Genomic DNA, 16,731 nt, shown 5'->3' on the forward strand with positions numbered 1-16,731 from the left:
CATCATTACCTTTAACTCGCGGTCTGTAATTTGGAGAAAATAATGAAAAATAAAATGAAGAAACAATCAGGCTTTACCCTATTAGAAGTGATGGTTGTTGTGGTTATCCTTGGCGTATTGGCGAGCTTTGTTGTACCTAACCTATTGGGCAACAAAGAGAAGGCTGACCAACAAAAAGCCATCACTGATATCGTGGCGCTAGAGAACGCGCTGGATATGTACAAACTGGATAACAGCGTTTACCCAACAACGGATCAAGGTCTTGATGCATTGGTTTCTAAGCCAAGCAGCCCAGAGCCTCGTAACTACCGTGACGGTGGCTACATCAAGCGTCTGCCAAACGACCCATGGGGTAACGAGTACCAATACCTAAGCCCTGGTGATAACGGCACTATTGATATCTTTACTCTTGGTGCTGATGGCCAAGAAGGTGGTGAAGGTATTGCTGCGGATATCGGCAACTGGAACATGCAAGACTTTCAATAAGCCTCGGCTTGTTGCTTGATGCGTTATTGTTGTTTGATTCGTTATTGATGGTAGGACGTAAACAAATGGAGTCTAAAGGTGAAAACTAAGCAAACACAGCCGGGTTTCACCTTGATTGAGATTCTTTTGGTACTGGTATTACTGTCAGTAACGGCGGTCGCGGTTATCGCGACCATTCCTACCAATAGTAAAGATGTTGCCAAAAAATACGCCCAAAGTTTTTATCAGCGAGTTCAGCTACTCAATGAAGAAGCTATTTTGAGCGGTTTGGATTTTGGCGTTCGTGTTGATGAAAAGAAATCGATTTACGTTCTGATGACTTTGAAGTCTGATGGTTGGCAAGAAACCGAGTTCGAAAAGATCCCTTCTTCCACTGAATTACCAGAAGACCTCGCACTGACGCTGACACTTGGTGGCGGTGCTTGGGAAGACGACGATCGCCTTTTTAATCCGGGAAGCTTATTTGATGAAGATATGTTTGCTGATCTTGAAGAGGAAAAGAAGCCGAAGCCACCGCAGATCTACATCTTGTCGAGTGCTGAAACAACACCTTTTACGCTCTCTTTCTACCCAAGTACGGGTGACACAGTACAAGATGGTTGGCGTATTCGCGTGTTAGACAATGGTGTCATTCGATTACTTGAACCGGGAGAAGAAGATGAAGAAGAATAACCGTTCTCCTTATCGCTCTCGTGGTATGACTCTTGGTTCTCGAGGAATGACTCTGCTTGAGGTGTTGGTGGCACTTGCTATTTTCGCTACTGCGGCGATCAGTGTGATTCGAGCTGTAACCCAGCACATCAATACACTCAGTTACTTAGAAGAAAAAACCTTCGCCGCTATGGTTGTCGATAATCAAATGGCCTTGGTGATGCTGCATCCAGAGAAGCTCAAAAAAACGCAGGGTACACAAGAGCTAGCGGGAAGAGAGTGGTTCTGGAAGGTGACACCGATAGATACCAGCGATGATTTATTAAAGGCGTTTGATGTGAGTGCAGCAACCAGTAAGCAAGCGTCTCCAGTCGTTACGGTGCGCAGTTATGTGGTCAACTAAGAGCGTGTCCTTTAGTAAACGTGTGCCTCGTAAACAAGGTCTATCTTCAAAAGGGAGAGGCTTTACCTTAATTGAAGTCTTGGTCTCGATCGCTATCTTTGCCACATTGAGCATGGCGGCTTATCAGGTCGTAAATCAGGTTCAACGAAGCAACGAGCTTTCAATCGAGCGCAGTGCCCGTTTGAATCAACTGCAACGTAGTTTGGTCATTTTAGATAATGATTTTCGCCAGATGGCAGTACGACAATTTCGTAGCAACGGTGAAGAAGCATCATCTAAGCTGATATTAATGAAAGAGTATCTACTGGATTCCGACAGTGTTGGCATCATGTTTACTCGCCTTGGTTGGCATAATCCACAGCAACAGTTTCCTCGCGGAGAAGTCACCAAGGTTGGCTACCGCATCAAAGAGGAAACGCTTGAGCGTGTATGGTGGCGTTATCCCGATACTCCTGCAGGCCAGGAGGGTGTGATTACTCCGCTGCTTGATGATGTGGAAGGCTTTGAAATCGAGTTTTATGATGGGAGTCGCTGGGGTAAAGAGTGGCAAACCGACAAGTCACTGCCTAAAGCGGTGAGACTCAAGCTGACACTGAAAGATTACGGTGAGATAGAACGAGTTTATCTTACTCCCGGTGGGACCCTAGATCAGGCTGATGATTCTTCAAGCAGTGACTCTTCAGGTGGTAGTGAGGGGAATAATGACTCATCGACCTAACAAGCTTGTAGCGACAAGTTCGGCTTTTGGCCGTAAACAGCGTGGTGTCGCGCTGATCATTATTTTGATGCTACTGGCTATCATGGCAACCATTGCTGGCAGTATGTCTGAGCGTCTGTTTACTCAGTTTAAACGTGTCGGTAACCAGCTGAACTACCAACAGGCCTATTGGTACAGCATTGGCGTAGAAGCGCTTGTGCAAGACGGAATTAGGCAAAGCTACAAAGACAGTGATACCGTAAACTTAAGCCAGCCGTGGGCGTTAGAAGAACAAGTATACCCACTTGATTATGGCCAAGTGAAGGGGCGTATCGTTGATGCTCAAGCGTGTTTTAATCTCAATGCGCTAGCTGGCGTTACGACGACTTCAAGCAACCAGACACCTTATTTAGTGACAGTTTGGCAAACCTTATTGGAAAACCAAGATGTAGAGCCTTATCAAGCCGAGGTTATCGCGCATTCAAGCTGGGAGTTTGTGGATAGCGATACTCGAGCGACCTCTTCAGCTGGCGTAGAAGACAGTACCTATGAGGCGATGAAGCCATCTTACTTGACGGCTAATGGCTTAATGGCAGACGAATCAGAGTTACGAGCGGTTTATCAAGTCACGGGTGAGGTGATGAATAAGGTTCGCCCATTTGTTTGTGCTCTACCGAGCGATGACTTCCGTTTGAACGTGAATACACTAACGGAAAAGCAAGCGCCTCTACTGGAAGCGATGTTTGCTCCGGGATTAAGTGAATCGGATGCGAAACAGCTGATAGACAAACGTCCATTTGATGGTTGGGATACGGTGGATGCTTTTATGCAAGAGTCTGCCATTGCTGGTGTCAGTGGCGAAGTCAGCAAAAAAGCCAAAGCATATTTAACTGTAGATAGCGCCTATTTTGAGCTAGATGCAGAGGTATTAGTTGAGCAGTCGCGTGTACGTATACGGACGCTTTTCTATAGTAGTAATCGAGAAACAGTGACGGTAGTACGCCGTCGTTTTGGAGGAATCAGTGAGCGAGTTTCTGACCGTTCGACTGAGTAGCGAACCACAAAGCCCTGTGCAGTGGTTAGTTTGGTCGACAAGCCAACAAGAAGTGATAGCAAGTGGCGAATTGTCTAGCTGGGAGCAGCTTGATGAGTTAACGCCCTACGCTGAAAAGCGCAGCTGCATCGCTTTATTGCCGGGAAATGAATGCTTAATTAAGCGTGTTGAGATCCCGAAAGGTGCTGCTCGCCAGTTCGATTCTATGCTGCCGTTTTTGTTAGAAGACGAAGTTGCACAAGATATCGAAGACTTACACCTGACTATTTTAGATAAAGACGCTACTCATGCGACCGTGTGTGGTGTTGAACGTGAATGGCTAAAACAAGCTTTAGAACAGTTCCGTGAAGCCAATATTGTCTTCCGTAAGGTACTACCAGATACGCTAGCTGTGCCTTTGGAAGAGCAAGGCATCAGTGCGTTGCAGATAGACCAGCATTGGCTATTGCGCCAAGGCAACTATCAGGCGGTATCAATCAGTGAAGCATGGCTCCCAATGTTTTTGCAAAGTGATTGGGTTGTCGTTGATGACGAAGAAAAGCCTGCGACGATCTTCAGTTACACCTCAATGCCGAGCGACGACGTTCAGCAGCAAAGTGGAGTGGAGTGGCAAGCTAAGCCTGCTGAGTTGGTGATGTCTCTACTGAGCCAACAAGCGATCACAAGCAGCGTGAATTTACTGACTGGCACCTTTAAAACCAAATCTTCATTCAGTAAATATTGGCGTGTTTGGCAAAAAGTGGCAATTGCGGCTTGTTTGCTGGTGGCGGTGATTGTGACTCAACAGGTGTTGAAGGTTCAGCAATATGAAGCGCAAGCTGAAGCTTACCGAATGGAAAGTGAGCGCATCTTTAGAACTGTATTGCCAGGTAAACAGCGTATTCCAACTGTGAGCTACCTTAAGCGTCAAATGAACGATGAAGCCAAGAAGTATGGCGGCTCAGGCGATGGTGATACCTTACTCGGTTGGCTAACCTTGTTGCCAGAGACTTTAGGGCAGGTGAAATCGATTGAAGTCGAAAGCATTCGCTACGATGGCAACCGTTCAGAGGTTCGACTACAGGCTAAAAGCTCTGACTTCCAACATTTTGAGACCGCGAGAGTGAAGCTCGAAGAGAAGTTTACCGTTGAGCAAGGGCCATTGAATCGTAATGGCGATGCCGTGTTTGGCAGCTTTACTCTTAAACCCCGTCAGTAACCTGCGCAAGGAGATCAGTGATGAGAAATATGATTGAACCACTCCAAGCGTGGTGGACTTCAATAAGTCAAAGGGAGCAGCGATTAGTTGTCGGCTGTTCAATTTTATTGGTGGTAGGTGTGGTTTATTGGGGGCTAATACAGCCACTCAGTCAGCGAGCTGAACTCGCGCAAAGCCGCATTCAGAGCGAGAAGCAACTGCTGGCTTGGGTAACCAACAAAGCCAATGAAGTGGTTGAACTACGAGGCAGTGGCGGCATCAGTGCCAGTCAGCCGTTGAACCAATCCGTACCTGCTTCTATGCGTCGCTTTAAGATTGAGTTAATTCGTGTACAGCCACGTGGCGAGATGCTGCAAGTATGGGTTAAACCTGTACCCTTTAATCAGTTCGTAGATTGGCTAACATACCTGAAAAAAAAGCAGGGTGTTGAGGTTGAGTTCATGGATATTGACCGTTCTGATAGCCCCGGGGTTATTGACGTCAACCGACTACAGTTTAAACGAGGTTAATGTGAAACGCGGTTTATCTTTGAAGTTAGGTTTGCTCTTTGGCGGCATCTTTATTGTCTTTTTCTCGGTTAGTCTGTTGCTGCACTTACCGGCCTCATTTGCTCTCAAGCACGCACCTGTTGTTCGTGGCTTGAACATTGAAGGCGTTGAAGGGACGGTTTGGCAAGGTCGCGCTAACAATGTCGTGTGGCAGCGTGTTAATTACGGCTCAGTACAGTGGGACTTCCAGTTCTCTAAACTGTTCCAAGCCAAAGCAGAGCTAGCGGTTCGTTTTGGTCGCAATAGTGACATGAACTTGTCAGGAAAAGGGCGTGTTGGGTACAGCATGAGTGGCGCGTATGCGGAAAACTTAGTGGCATCAATGCCTGCTGCGAACGTGATGAAATATGCCCCAGCCATTCCAGTGCCTGTTTCGATTGGTGGGCAAGTTGAATTGACAATCAAACATGCGATTCATACTCAGCCTTGGTGTCAATCGGGCGAAGGTACGCTTGCTTGGTCTGGTGCTGCCGTTGATTCTCCGGTGGGTTCTTTAGACCTAGGCCCAGTGATTGCAGACATAACTTGTGAAGACAACACTATTGCAGCGAAAGGTACTCAGAAGAGCGACCAAGTGGATAGTGAGTTCTCTGCGAGTGTTACGCCTAATCAAAGCTACACCTCGGCAGCATGGTTTAAACCAGGGGCTGAGTTCCCGCCAGCCATGCAGAGTCAGCTTAAGTGGTTAGGTAACCCAGATAGCCAAGGTAAGTACCAGTTTAGCTACCAAGGACGTTTCTAGCCCAGTATCGATTTCTGAGCTGGTATCCGTTGGTTATCCGCTAGTTATCCGAGAGCAAGATAAAAAATGGGCACCTCACTGAGGTGCCCATTTTATTTGAATATTAGATTGTTATGAGACTAAGTGGCTTTAGTCTTTGCCCTGTAGGATCTCAGCCCAAGGTAAGTCCGCGTCACCAAGCACGATGAAATTTGGGTTCTCAAGGGTCTCTCTTTCGTTGTAAGAGAGCGGTTCTAATTGCGTACTCAAGATACGACCGCCAGCTTCCTCAACAATGCACTGGGTTGCTGCGGTATCCCACTCGCCAGTAGGTCCAAGGCGTAGATAACAATCCACAGCGCCTTCCGCGACTAAACAGGCTTTCAGTGCGGCAGAGCCAAGAGGCACCAAGTCATAGTTCCAGGCCGAGCTCATGCGGCTCGTGATGCGGTTGATGTCTTGGCGACGGCTGATCGCCATTGCGATGGATTGGTTTGGCAATTCGTGACGATGCGTTTTAATTTTAACGCTGTCATTAAGATCTGGGATCTTCCAAGCCCCTTTGCCACTGTAAGCGTAATAGCTCACTCCAGAAACAGGCGCATACACTACACCCATTACCGGTTTGTTATGCTCAATTAGGGCGATAATTGTTGCAAAATCACCACTTCTTGCGATGAACTCCTGCGTTCCATCTAATGGGTCTACTAACCAGTAACGATCCCATTGCGCACGTTTTTCTAGGCTAATGTCAGCGGCTTCTTCAGACAATACTGGGATGTCTGGGGTTAGCTCACTGAGCTTTTTCGAGATCAGCTTATGCGCTGCTAGATCGGCACTAGTGACTGGCGTATCGTCACTTTTGGTGAACTCTTCGTAATCTTTCTTTTCGTAGATCTCCAAGATGAGTTGGCCTGCAGAGCGAGCAACCTCAATCACAGAGGGTAGGAGATGAGACAAATCTTTTGTTGTTGGCATAAATATTCTCTTACTCTTCGAGTGCGCTTATGGCTTTAATTATTATTGAGTGATCGAAGGGTCAATAGTAGGGCGGTAATACTGCGAGCCTCACAGAAGTCGAGATGCGTTAATAGCTCTTCGGCTTGAGCAAGCGGCCAGCGCACAATGTCCAGCGGTTCAGGTTCATCACCTTCTAGCTTCTCTGGATAGAGGTCTTCTGCGATAAACAGCGTCATTTTGCTAGAAAAGTATGAGGGAGCGAGGATCACTTCCTTGAGTGGAGTAAGCTTGTTGGCACCAAAGCCAATCTCTTCTTTGAGTTCACGAACTGCGGCCTCACTCGGTTGCTCACCTGGATCAATCAGCCCTTTCGGAAAGCCGAGCTCATAGCGTTCAGTACCCGCGGCGTATTCACGCACTAATAGAATATCGCCATGCTCAGTAATCGGAACCATCATTACTGCGTTGCGCCCGCTAGGCTTCATGCGTTCGTAAGTGCGCTCTTCACCGTTTGAAAAGCGTAAGTCGAGAGACTCGATAGAGAATAGTTTTGATTGAGCGACAGTTTGCTGAGCCAAAATTTCTGGCTTGGTCCTTTTTGTCATTGCGCTCGCTCCTTAGCTCATTGGAATTCTTTCTTATAAAGTCATTCTAATATAGGGGAAATGACGTTGAGTTCCTAGATCCGAGTTTTCATATCCGAGAATTATTGAATCAGGAACCGATTGCGATCACTTGAATACCTTACTCAAGATGGTAACGAGGCAGGAATATGGGTGAGGAGCATAAGGAATACAAGCGCATAGGAAGCCTAGATTAGAGTGTGTATGCTCAGCCCGAAAACAAAAAAGGTTGATGCTTGCACATCAACCTTTCAAATAACGATTAACACAAAATCAGTGATTAGTAGTAAGAGTGCTCACCACGATCGTGCTCAGTTGCATCACGAACAGCAGTCAGTTCACCTTCGAACTGTTGAAGAAGTTCTTTCTCGATGCCTTCTTTTAGAGTCACATCAACCATAGAACAACCGTTACAACCGCCGCCGAATGCTACGATAGCAGCACCGTCTTCAGTGATTTCTACCAAGCTAACGTGACCGCCGTGACCAGCAAGTTGTGGGTTAACTTGTGTTTGAATTGCGTATTCAACACGTTCTAGAAGCGGCGCATCGTCTGATACTTTACGCATCTTAGCGTTTGGTGCTTTAAGTGTTAGTTGAGAGCCCATTTTGTCTGTAACGAAGTCGATTTCAGCTTCGTCTAGGAACGGTAGGCTCAGTTCATCTACATACGCAGAGAAAGCTTCGAACTTAAGCTCTGTGTCAGATGCTTCAATCGCATCTGTTGGGCAGTAAGAAACACCACACTCAGCGTTTTGTGTACCTGGGTTTACCACGAACACACGAATGTTTGTACCTTCAGGCTGCTGTGACAGCAGATTGGCAAAATGAGTTTGAGCTGTTTCTGTAATAGTAATATTTGACACGACGAATACCTGAGTAAATTTGTAGGCTATTAGCGCCATTCTACTCCTGTCAGATTTGTAATTCAGCCCTTTTTTGTTGGATTGCTGTACAAGTAGCGACTCACACCAGTTATCCAGAGGGCTCAGGAGTGCGGCAGATGCAGTAAATATCAATCCTTTTCACCCCTACTTCAAGTAATAATTGGCATAATTGATACACAGTACTGCCTGTGGTTACAACATCATCAATTATCGCGACGTGCGAATAATCCGTCGCTGAAAAGTTTAAATTTTTCAGAACGAAAGCGCCTTTCAGATTACTTTTTCTTGCCGACTTGGTGAGCCCTTGTTGGGAAATCGTTGAGCGGGTTCGTCTAAATAAAACGGCATTTCTGATGTTGAGCTCATGAGCGGTGTAACGCGCCAATAACTGACTCTGATTAAAACCACGATGAATGTACCTTTGCCAATGCAGTGGGACACTCGTGAGCAACGACGCGGGCTCCTCAATGCGTGAGGCTAATAGTTTCGACAAGTCGCGAGCAAACCAGAACTTGTCGGCGTACTTCATTTGTTGAATATAACCAGCGGTTGGAAAGGTGTAATCGCCGACACAATAGAGGCGATGCCAAGGTGGTGGCTTTGATAAACACTCACCACACTGTTCAACGGCGGTGACGGTTTTTAAGCCACATCGTTGGCAGCGAGGTACTGGCTCAAAGAGTGTGAGACAAGAATTGCACCATCGAGGATGCGTATCGCTAGCACATTTATCTAGCTTACACAGGTGGCATTGAGGTGTGACCAGACGTGGTGTGTGTTTTTGTAGCCAATCGGATAACATAGCTCGCGATGCTTTTGGATTATGGTGTTCCTTTTGCTCACCATACTGAAAAGCGCAGTTTATCGCTGATGGAAAAAGTAGGGAATATTGAGAATGAGTGACGCGTTGTATTGGCATGTTTCAGGGCAAGGACCCGATTTGGTATTGGTTCATGGTTGGGGAATGAACGGTGCGGTATGGCAGCAAACCGTGAATGCGTTAGAGGCCGATTTCCGAGTACACGTTGTCGATTTGCCAGGGTATGGACACAGTTCTCATTGCCACGCTCAAGATCTTGAAGAGATAGCCCAGCAACTGTTGGCCGAAGCACCAAAGCAGGCGATTTGGGTCGGTTGGTCACTCGGTGGTTTGGTCGCGACACACATGGCGCTCCATCATTCAGATTACGTGAGCAAACTGGTGACGGTTGCGAGTTCGCCTAAATTTGCTGCCGAAAAAGAGCCGGTATTATGGCGAGGTATTCAGCCCAACGTATTAACCGCATTCACCGAACAGCTGGTGGAAGATTTCCAAACCACCATCGAACGCTTTATGGCATTGCAAGCCATGGGCAGCCCGTCAGCAAGACAAGATGTCAAACAGCTCAAGCAAGCGGTGCTGTCTCGTCCACTGCCTAATCCTGATTCGTTATTAGCGGGCTTAAAGATGCTGTCTGATGTTGACCTGCGTGAACAGCTACCTGAGATCTCAGTGCCTATGCTGCGTCTGTATGGTCGATTAGATGGGCTCGTGCCAATCAAGGTCGCCAAAGACTTGGGCAATGCTCTGCCTCATACTGAGCAATACATTTTCACTCAGTCTTCACATGCCCCCTTTATGACTGAAGCGGATGCCTTTTGTAGTGAGCTTGTCAGCTTCGCACAAAAATAATTGCTAAATATATATCCGGCTTGGTCGATATATAACCTAATACCAATCACAGTAAGTAAGTGTTCAACAATAGCGTAGGAAAAAGGCTTGAGAACAAGGCAGAGCTTTTTGATAAGTAGTTATTCTACAATCAAAAGTTCTAACGCCGTTATCGAGCGTTTTAACAAGCTAGGGTGAGCAGTTATTTACTACGATTGGTATAACACCAATGCACTGCATGATACTCAGACCTAACTCTCTCCAGAGCTGATTGCGGTAAGTTGGGCTATACCTGTTGTGCGTTCTCGGTACAACAGTGTTATGGCAATAGTGATGGGCGATTCTTGAGGAGAGTTCGCGATGATTGTGTCACCTGCAACTGCAGTGAGTGTGCCACTAATCGCCCCGTCCGTTAATGTGCAAACAGAGCAAGTTGCGCGTGATAATAGAGTCCGAGAACCTGTTGCTCCCGCAGTAGCATTGGCAAGAACCAATGCAGAGCGTAAGGTAAAATCAGACGATAAACGAAGGCAGCAGTCAGCTTGGGATCCTTCAGACCATCCAGGTTATGAAATGGAGAACGAGTCAGAGGCCAATTCGGTTAGCCAAGAAGAGCCACAAGACCCTTTTGATAGGCTGTTCAGCTTATTGGCACTGAAAACATACAGTGCTGATCAAGGCAAAGGCTATACCATGCGTTTCCGCCTGCCAAAGCATGTTTTAGATGCGGCGATTCAGGAAGGACAGATGGAGAAACGACGTAAGGTCATAAAGTATCATTATGGTCATGCTGTTGCGCCTCATGCTCCATCAGAGATGTTGGTAGTCTTATAAATCAAAAGTTTATGAGCCAACCAAACATCGATGTCTTTTTTGAACACATAATAAAAAAACCTGCATACCCTAAGGGATGCAGGTTTTCTGTTTTTAAGCTAATCCGTTTTTTAGATGAGCTAACGGATTACTTTTTCGCTTTTGCAAAAGCAGCGGCAAATGCACCACCCATCGCGGCATTTTGTTGTGGTTCCTCACGACGGCGTTGACCACCTTGTGAGTTTGGATTCGAGCGGTTTTGCGTGCGAGGTGTACTTGAACGTTGAGCTCGGTTGTCTTGTCCCGGTTCGTCCTTCATACGCATGCTCAGTGCAATACGTTTACGCTGAACATCCACTTCCATCACCTTCACTTTCACGATGTCGCCAGCTTTAACCACTTCACGTGGGTCAGAGACAAAGCGATCGGTGAGCGCTGAAATGTGTACTAGGCCATCTTGGTGAACACCAATATCCACGAAGGCACCAAAGTTGGCCACGTTCGACACCACGCCTTCTAGAATCATGCCTGGTTCTAGATCTGAAACGCTGTTTACGCCATCAGCGAAGGTTGCAGTCTTGAACTCTGGGCGAGGGTCGCGTCCCGGTTTATCTAACTCTTTGATGATGTCGGTGACCGTTGGAACACCAAAGTTTTCATTGGTGTAATCAATCGCGTGCAAACCACGTAAGAAGTCAGTGTTACCTACCAGAGATTTGATGTCTTTCTGGTTTTTCTCAGCGATGGTTTTCACCACAGGGTAAGCTTCCGGGTGAACCGATGATGCATCTAACGGGTTCTTACCATCCATAATACGTAGGAAACCAGCACACTGTTCAAAGGCTTTTGGCCCCAAGCGAGCAACTTTCTTCAGCGTAGTACGAGCTTCGAAGCGACCATTCTCATCACGGAAATCCACGATGTTCTGAGCGATAGTGCTAGAAAGGCCAGCTACGCGAGTAAGTAGCGCGGCAGACGCAGTATTCACATCAACACCTACGGCGTTTACACAGTCTTCGACAATCGCATCTAGGCGCTTAGCAAGCATGGTTTGGCTAACGTCGTGTTGGTATTGACCCACACCAATCGATTTAGGGTCAATCTTCACTAGTTCTGCCAATGGATCCTGTAGACGACGAGCGATAGACACCGCACCACGGATCGATACGTCCATATTCGGGAATTCTTTCGCCGCTAACTCAGACGCTGAATAAACGGAAGCACCTGCTTCGCTAACAATGATTTTTTGCGCTTTTAGGTTTCCGCGTTTAATTACGTCAGCCACAAAGCTGTCGGTTTCGCGTGAAGCCGTACCGTTACCAATCGCAATTAGGTCAACGTTGAACTGACGCACCATCTGCTCAACAACGTGTGCTGATTTGTCGTATTGCTTTTGTGGTGGGTGAGGGTAAATAGTTTCTGTCGCTAGAACCTTACCGGTTGAATCCACGACGGCGATTTTTGAACCGGTACGTAAACCTGGATCCAAGCCTAAGGTTGCTCGAGGGCCAGCAGGTGCAGCCATTAGCAGGTCTTTAAGGTTGGTCGCGAATACTTCAATCGCTTCGATCTCAGCACGCTCTTTCATGGAACCCATTAGCTCGGTTTCCATGTGCATCGAAACCTTGATGCGCCATGCCCAGCTGATCACTTGCTTGCGCCATGCATCTGCAGGTGCGCTGCTTAAGGTAATGCCGTAGTGATCAGAGATGATGTTCTCGCAGTAAGAACCACGTACACCTTCTTCTTGTTCAGGGTCTGCGTTCATCGCCAGTGTTAGGAAGCCTTCATTGCGGCCACGCAGCATGGCAAGTGCACGGTGAGACGGTACTTTGCTCAGAGCTTCGTTGTGCTCGAAGTAGTCTTTGAATTTCTCACCTTCATTCTCTTTGCCTGCCACAACACGAGCACCAAGCTCTGCATTGCGGTTTAGGTGTTGGCGAATCTTTTCAAGCAGATTGGCGTCTTCTGCAATGCGCTCCATGATGATCGCACGTGCGCCATCGAGTGCTGCTTTGGTATCGGCAATGCCTTTGTCGTTGCTAACAAAGTTGGCTGCTTCGGTTTCAGGATCGTGCTGTGGTTCAGTCCATAGCGTATCGGCCAGTGGCTCTAGGCCTGCTTCAATTGCGATCTGACCTTTGGTGCGGCGCTTTGGTTTGTAAGGCAGGTATAAATCTTCTAGGCGGGTCTTGCTGTCGGCTTGAGTGATATCACGCTCGAGTTCTGGCGTGAGTTTACCTTGGTCTTGAATCGATTTAAGAATCGTTTGGCGGCGATCATCAAGTTCGCGAAGGTAAGAAAGGCGACTATCAAGGTTACGTAGTTGGGTATCGTCTAAGCCACCCGTGACCTCTTTACGGTAGCGGGCAATAAAGGGAACGGTGTTACCGTCGTCAATTAGGTTTACTGCGGCGGTGACTTGCTCTGAACGAACATTCAGTTCTTCAGCAATCAGTCGACAGATAGCTTGGCTCATCCGATGAATCTCTTATTTAATATCGTGATAAATACATGGGGGTGAGCCTACGCTTTTTCTAGCTTTGACTGTGTAATTATCCTGTCAGAAGTCGAATTTCCGTTTGTGATACCCACTTTGTGCGAGATCTCTTACAAGTGATGTGCGACTAAGTCACTTCAAACCGATGAAATCGTCTTAAAATAAACCTAACTTACTGATTTTATTGTGTTGAGTTTTTATGGGCATATTTCTTACCTGAAATGTTTTTTGGGACTATCTAGGAAATAGCGCCATTTCCCGTAATATTTAACTTGTCGACAGGGAGTTGGCAGGAACAGGAAAAAGCCTAATGGACTAGGTATCTTCAGGATGAAGATTTGATTACTTAGGATGAGTGGTCAGCAAGGAAGTCATAATCTCTGGATGAGATTCGCCAGTCAGGATGACAGGCTAGAATGGACACCGCTAGGATGGCGATGAACAAAAAGGAAATTGGTTAAAGGATTTAGCCACTATCAAGGAAAGATGCAGGGAGCACCTTATCTCGAAGAGATAAACAGTAGCCGGATTGCTGCGATAGAGACTTAACCCCGCTAGGCGAAAGCCTTGCGGGGTTTTCTTTTATCTGGCGTTTGTAATGTCGGCGAAGGGTTTGTCGCTGCCTAGTCATCCGATAGAAGTTAGCCTTCTGCGTAGCGAATCGAGTTAACGAACCACTCTTTTTCGCCTTCTGGGGTTCTTACCGTAAATTCGTCATCCACTTCTTTCTTAAGCAGCGCACGCGCCATCGGCGAATCAATAGACACGTAGTTTTTCACGCCACCATAGATCTCATCAGGGCCAACAATGCGGAATGTCTTTGTGTCGCCGTCGTCGTTTTCGATCTCGACCCAAGCTCCGAAGAACACCTTGCCTTCTTGTTGTGGTGAGTAATCCACAACCTTTACCTGATCAAGACGTTTTCTTAGATAACGAACGCGGCGATCGATCTCTCGGAGGCGTTTTTTGTTGTACTGATAATCGGCATTTTCGCTGCGATCGCCAAGGCTTGCAGCCCAAGTCACTTTCTTGGTGACCTCTGGACGATCTTCTCGCCACAAAAAGTTAAGCTCTTTTGTGAGTCTTTCATAACCCTCACGAGTGATTAGGTTTGTTTTCATAAATCTGACTTAATGAAATGATGTTCTAAGATAGAATATATAGAAAGGCAACATACGTTAACAATTCTTTAGGCGACTTTTTCTCCAAGAATGTTACATTTTTAATGTCTTATACCAATACACATTTACCAAGAATGCTTAACCTTAGGTTTGAGCTTTAATAGGTGGAACCATTACATGCAAGAAAACTACAAAATTTTAGTGGTCGATGACGATGCTCGTTTACGTGCTTTGTTAGAGCGCTATCTGTCAGAGCAAGGCTTTCAAGTGCGTAGCGTGGCAAACAGTGAGCAGATGGACCGCCTGTTAACCCGTGAAAACTTTCACTTGATGGTATTGGACTTAATGTTGCCGGGCGAAGATGGTCTTTCGATCTGTCGTCGTCTAAGAAATGCAAACAACTCGCTACCTATCCTGATGCTGACGGCAAAGGGTGATGAAGTGGATCGTATTGTGGGCTTGGAAGTGGGAGCTGATGATTACCTACCGAAACCATTTAACCCACGCGAACTGCTTGCTCGCATTAAAGCGGTACTGCGTCGCCAAGTGATTGAAGCGCCGGGTGCACCAAGCACAGAAGAGTCTGTGGTTGAGTTTGGTGAGTTCCGCTTGAACCTAGGTACACGTGAAATGTTCCGTGGTGAAGAGCCAATGCCGCTTACTTCAGGGGAATTTGCGGTACTTAAGTCGCTAGTGACTAACGCGCGTGAGCCAATGTCTCGCGATAAACTGATGAACATGGCTCGTGGCCGTGAATATTCAGCAATGGAACGTTCTATTGATGTTCAGATTTCACGTCTGCGTCGTCTAGTGGAAGAGGATCCAAGCAAACCTCGCTACATCCAAACGGTGTGGGGTTTGGGTTACGTGTTCGTTCCAGATGGTAAGGCTGTGTAAGTCAGCTTAATAAGCTCTACAGCAGCTTTATCGATTCTGTCATTTTACGGGCCATCTCATTAATATGTGATGGCCCGTTTTCTATTCAGCACAATGGTTTAGAGTTATAGTTTCTATTATGTCTCTGTTTCTCCACCTTTCACTTTAGGTTTTCTATGCGCATACGTAGCTCCTTCACTCAGTCGATAGTGCTTTTCTTAACGCTATTGGTAGCTAGCCAAATTTTTTCTTACTACGCCGTGTTTAACTATGCTTTGATGCCGAGTTTGCAGCAGTTTAATAAGATATTGGCACATGAGTTAAACCTAGTGTTGGACCAAGGCAGTGATATCGAAATTGATGCACCGCTGCGCCAGCGTGTGCTTGAGCAGCTAGGGGTAACCGTTCATGCCAAGGACAGCGAAGCCGCGGGCGAGTACTACCATGCAGTAGCGATTGACCTGATGAGTGAGGAGATGACCAAAGAGCTCGGTTCTGAAACCGAAGTGCGGTTGATTCTCGGCAAAGAGAGTTATGTGTTGTGGATGGATATCGATCAGCTGCCCAACTCTCTGATTCGTATTCCGCTGTCTGAGCTGCAAGAAGAAGACTTCGCGCCGCTATTTCGTAACAGCTTGATCATGGCAATGCTGATTGTCGCGGGTGGCTGGCTGTTCATCCGATTGCAAAACCGCCCGTTGATTGCGCTAGAGAAAGCCGCACAAGGGGTCGGGCGCGGTGACATTCCGCCGCCATTGCCAGTGCAAGGTGCACAAGAGATTCGCTCGGTAACTCGTGCATTCAACCAAATGTCGAAAGGCATCCAAGAGCTGGAAGAAGACCGCGCCTTGTTGATGGCCGGTATCAGTCATGATTTACGTACCCCATTGACTCGTATTCGCTTAGCGACTGAGATGATGTCGCCAGAAGATGGTTACTTAGCGGAAGGGATCATCAGTGATACTGAAGAGTGTAACGAGATCATCAGTCAGTTTATGGACTATTTAAAGCCGGTCGATCGTGAGTCGTTCCAAGCGGTATTCGTCGATGATATTGCGCGTGAGGTGTCGAGCTCAGAAGGTGGTTATGAGGTACAGATTGAAACTGATATTCCAGAATCGATGAAGCCAGCACTGGGTAACCCTATCGCAATGAAGCGTGCGGTGAGTAACTTAGTAGTAAATGCGCTGCGTTATGGCAATGGTTGGGTGAAGGTATCAACTGGCATGACGGCGGATAATAAATTGGCTTGGGTAACCGTGGAAGATAATGGTCCGGGTATCCCACAAGACCAGATCGGTAAGTTGTTTGAACCGTTTACTCGTGGTGACACCGCTCGTGGCAGCGAAGGGACAGGTTTAGGCTTGGCGATCGTGAAACGTATTGTCAGCCAACACCAAGGTGCGGTCGTAGTGAATAACCGGAGTGAAGGTGGCTTGAAAGCGCAGATCAGTTTCCCGGTTAAGCCTTAGTTGTCATCGGTCCGTGTGATTACGATGAGTTTGGTTCGGGGAGTTGTTAAGAGATCCCCGACTCGGTCATT

At 47.0% G+C, this 16,731-nt stretch carries 18 protein-coding genes; 12 read left to right on the forward strand and 6 right to left on the reverse strand.

The window, feature by feature from the left end; translation table 11 throughout:
- Positions 1 to 42 precede the first annotated feature (42 nt).
- The 8 genes from gspG (at position 43) to L1D37_RS11380 (ending at position 5,779) form a co-directional block, all read left to right on the forward strand.
- Entirely contained in the window at positions 43 to 486 is a 444-nt protein-coding gene (gene gspG / locus L1D37_RS11345) for a type II secretion system major pseudopilin GspG (protein WP_004741459.1), read from the forward strand.
- A gap of 78 nt (positions 487 to 564) precedes the next feature.
- A complete protein-coding gene (gspH, locus tag L1D37_RS11350; RefSeq protein ID WP_239847941.1) occupies positions 565 to 1,158 on the forward strand; it encodes a type II secretion system minor pseudopilin GspH in 594 nt (197 codons plus the stop codon).
- A complete protein-coding gene (gene gspI / locus L1D37_RS11355; RefSeq protein ID WP_239847942.1) occupies positions 1,145 to 1,540 on the forward strand; it encodes a type II secretion system minor pseudopilin GspI in 396 nt (131 codons plus the stop codon). The genes gspH and gspI overlap by 14 nt, the downstream gene beginning before the upstream one ends.
- Positions 1,527 to 2,258: a type II secretion system minor pseudopilin GspJ gene (gene gspJ / locus L1D37_RS11360; RefSeq protein ID WP_239847943.1), complete on the forward strand. Its 732-nt coding sequence runs from the start codon at positions 1,527 to 1,529 to the stop codon at positions 2,256 to 2,258. Before gspI ends, gspJ begins: the two co-directional genes overlap by 14 nt.
- Entirely contained in the window at positions 2,242 to 3,291 is a 1,050-nt protein-coding gene (gene gspK / locus L1D37_RS11365; protein ID WP_239847944.1) for a type II secretion system minor pseudopilin GspK, read from the forward strand. Before gspJ ends, gspK begins: the two co-directional genes overlap by 17 nt.
- Positions 3,260 to 4,489 (forward strand): type II secretion system protein GspL, encoded by a 1,230-nt coding sequence (gene gspL, locus L1D37_RS11370; protein WP_239847945.1) that lies wholly within the window; start codon positions 3,260 to 3,262, stop codon positions 4,487 to 4,489. The genes gspK and gspL overlap by 32 nt, the downstream gene beginning before the upstream one ends.
- A gap of 20 nt (positions 4,490 to 4,509) precedes the next feature.
- Positions 4,510 to 4,998 (forward strand): type II secretion system protein M, encoded by a 489-nt coding sequence (locus L1D37_RS11375; RefSeq protein ID WP_239847946.1) that lies wholly within the window; start codon positions 4,510 to 4,512, stop codon positions 4,996 to 4,998.
- 1 nt (position 4,999) lies between these two features.
- Entirely contained in the window at positions 5,000 to 5,779 is a 780-nt protein-coding gene (locus tag L1D37_RS11380) for a type II secretion system protein N (protein ID WP_239847947.1), read from the forward strand.
- Positions 5,780 to 5,908: 129 nt separating this feature from the next.
- Here the strand turns inward: L1D37_RS11380 and cysQ are convergent, their stop codons facing one another.
- From cysQ to L1D37_RS11400, 4 genes are all read right to left on the reverse strand, one after another.
- Positions 5,909 to 6,736, reverse strand: a complete 828-nt coding sequence (cysQ, locus tag L1D37_RS11385; protein WP_048663063.1) for a 3'(2'),5'-bisphosphate nucleotidase CysQ — start codon at positions 6,734 to 6,736, stop codon at positions 5,909 to 5,911.
- Between the two features lie 35 nt (positions 6,737 to 6,771).
- Positions 6,772 to 7,323: an ADP compounds hydrolase NudE gene (gene nudE, locus L1D37_RS11390; RefSeq protein ID WP_239847948.1), complete on the reverse strand. Its 552-nt coding sequence runs from the start codon at positions 7,321 to 7,323 to the stop codon at positions 6,772 to 6,774.
- A 298-nt stretch (positions 7,324 to 7,621) separates the two neighbouring features.
- Positions 7,622 to 8,206 (reverse strand): Fe-S biogenesis protein NfuA, encoded by a 585-nt coding sequence (gene nfuA, locus L1D37_RS11395; protein ID WP_026084098.1) that lies wholly within the window; start codon positions 8,204 to 8,206, stop codon positions 7,622 to 7,624.
- A gap of 109 nt (positions 8,207 to 8,315) precedes the next feature.
- On the reverse strand, positions 8,316 to 9,029 hold the full coding sequence (locus L1D37_RS11400; protein WP_239847949.1) for a ComF family protein: 714 nt from the start codon (positions 9,027 to 9,029) through the stop codon (positions 8,316 to 8,318).
- Positions 9,030 to 9,122: 93 nt separating this feature from the next.
- Between L1D37_RS11400 and bioH the strand changes: the two genes are divergently transcribed.
- Both bioH and L1D37_RS11410 read left to right on the forward strand, forming a co-directional pair.
- Positions 9,123 to 9,899, forward strand: coding sequence for a pimeloyl-ACP methyl ester esterase BioH (bioH, locus tag L1D37_RS11405; protein ID WP_239847950.1), 777 nt, complete (start codon positions 9,123 to 9,125; stop codon positions 9,897 to 9,899).
- Between the two features lie 339 nt (positions 9,900 to 10,238).
- On the forward strand, positions 10,239 to 10,712 hold the full coding sequence (locus L1D37_RS11410) for a hypothetical protein (protein WP_017063078.1): 474 nt from the start codon (positions 10,239 to 10,241) through the stop codon (positions 10,710 to 10,712).
- 127 nt (positions 10,713 to 10,839) lie between these two features.
- On the opposite strand, the gene L1D37_RS11415 is transcribed toward L1D37_RS11410, so the two are convergent.
- Both L1D37_RS11415 and greB read right to left on the reverse strand, forming a co-directional pair.
- Positions 10,840 to 13,170 (reverse strand): Tex family protein, encoded by a 2,331-nt coding sequence (locus tag L1D37_RS11415; protein ID WP_239847951.1) that lies wholly within the window; start codon positions 13,168 to 13,170, stop codon positions 10,840 to 10,842.
- A gap of 662 nt (positions 13,171 to 13,832) precedes the next feature.
- Positions 13,833 to 14,312, reverse strand: coding sequence for a transcription elongation factor GreB (greB, locus tag L1D37_RS11420; RefSeq protein ID WP_239847952.1), 480 nt, complete (start codon positions 14,310 to 14,312; stop codon positions 13,833 to 13,835).
- Positions 14,313 to 14,489: 177 nt separating this feature from the next.
- On the opposite strand from greB, the gene ompR reads away from it, so the two are divergent.
- Positions 14,490 to 15,209: a two-component system response regulator OmpR gene (gene ompR / locus L1D37_RS11425; RefSeq protein WP_008218409.1), complete on the forward strand. Its 720-nt coding sequence runs from the start codon at positions 14,490 to 14,492 to the stop codon at positions 15,207 to 15,209.
- 155 nt (positions 15,210 to 15,364) lie between these two features.
- Positions 15,365 to 16,660 (forward strand): two-component system sensor histidine kinase EnvZ, encoded by a 1,296-nt coding sequence (gene envZ, locus L1D37_RS11430; RefSeq protein ID WP_176680708.1) that lies wholly within the window; start codon positions 15,365 to 15,367, stop codon positions 16,658 to 16,660.
- Positions 16,661 to 16,731: the final 71 nt, after the last annotated feature.

The sequence above is a fragment of the Vibrio sp. Isolate33 genome (assembly GCF_022397895.1).
GTDB classification, from domain to species: domain Bacteria; phylum Pseudomonadota; class Gammaproteobacteria; order Enterobacterales; family Vibrionaceae; genus Vibrio; species Vibrio pomeroyi.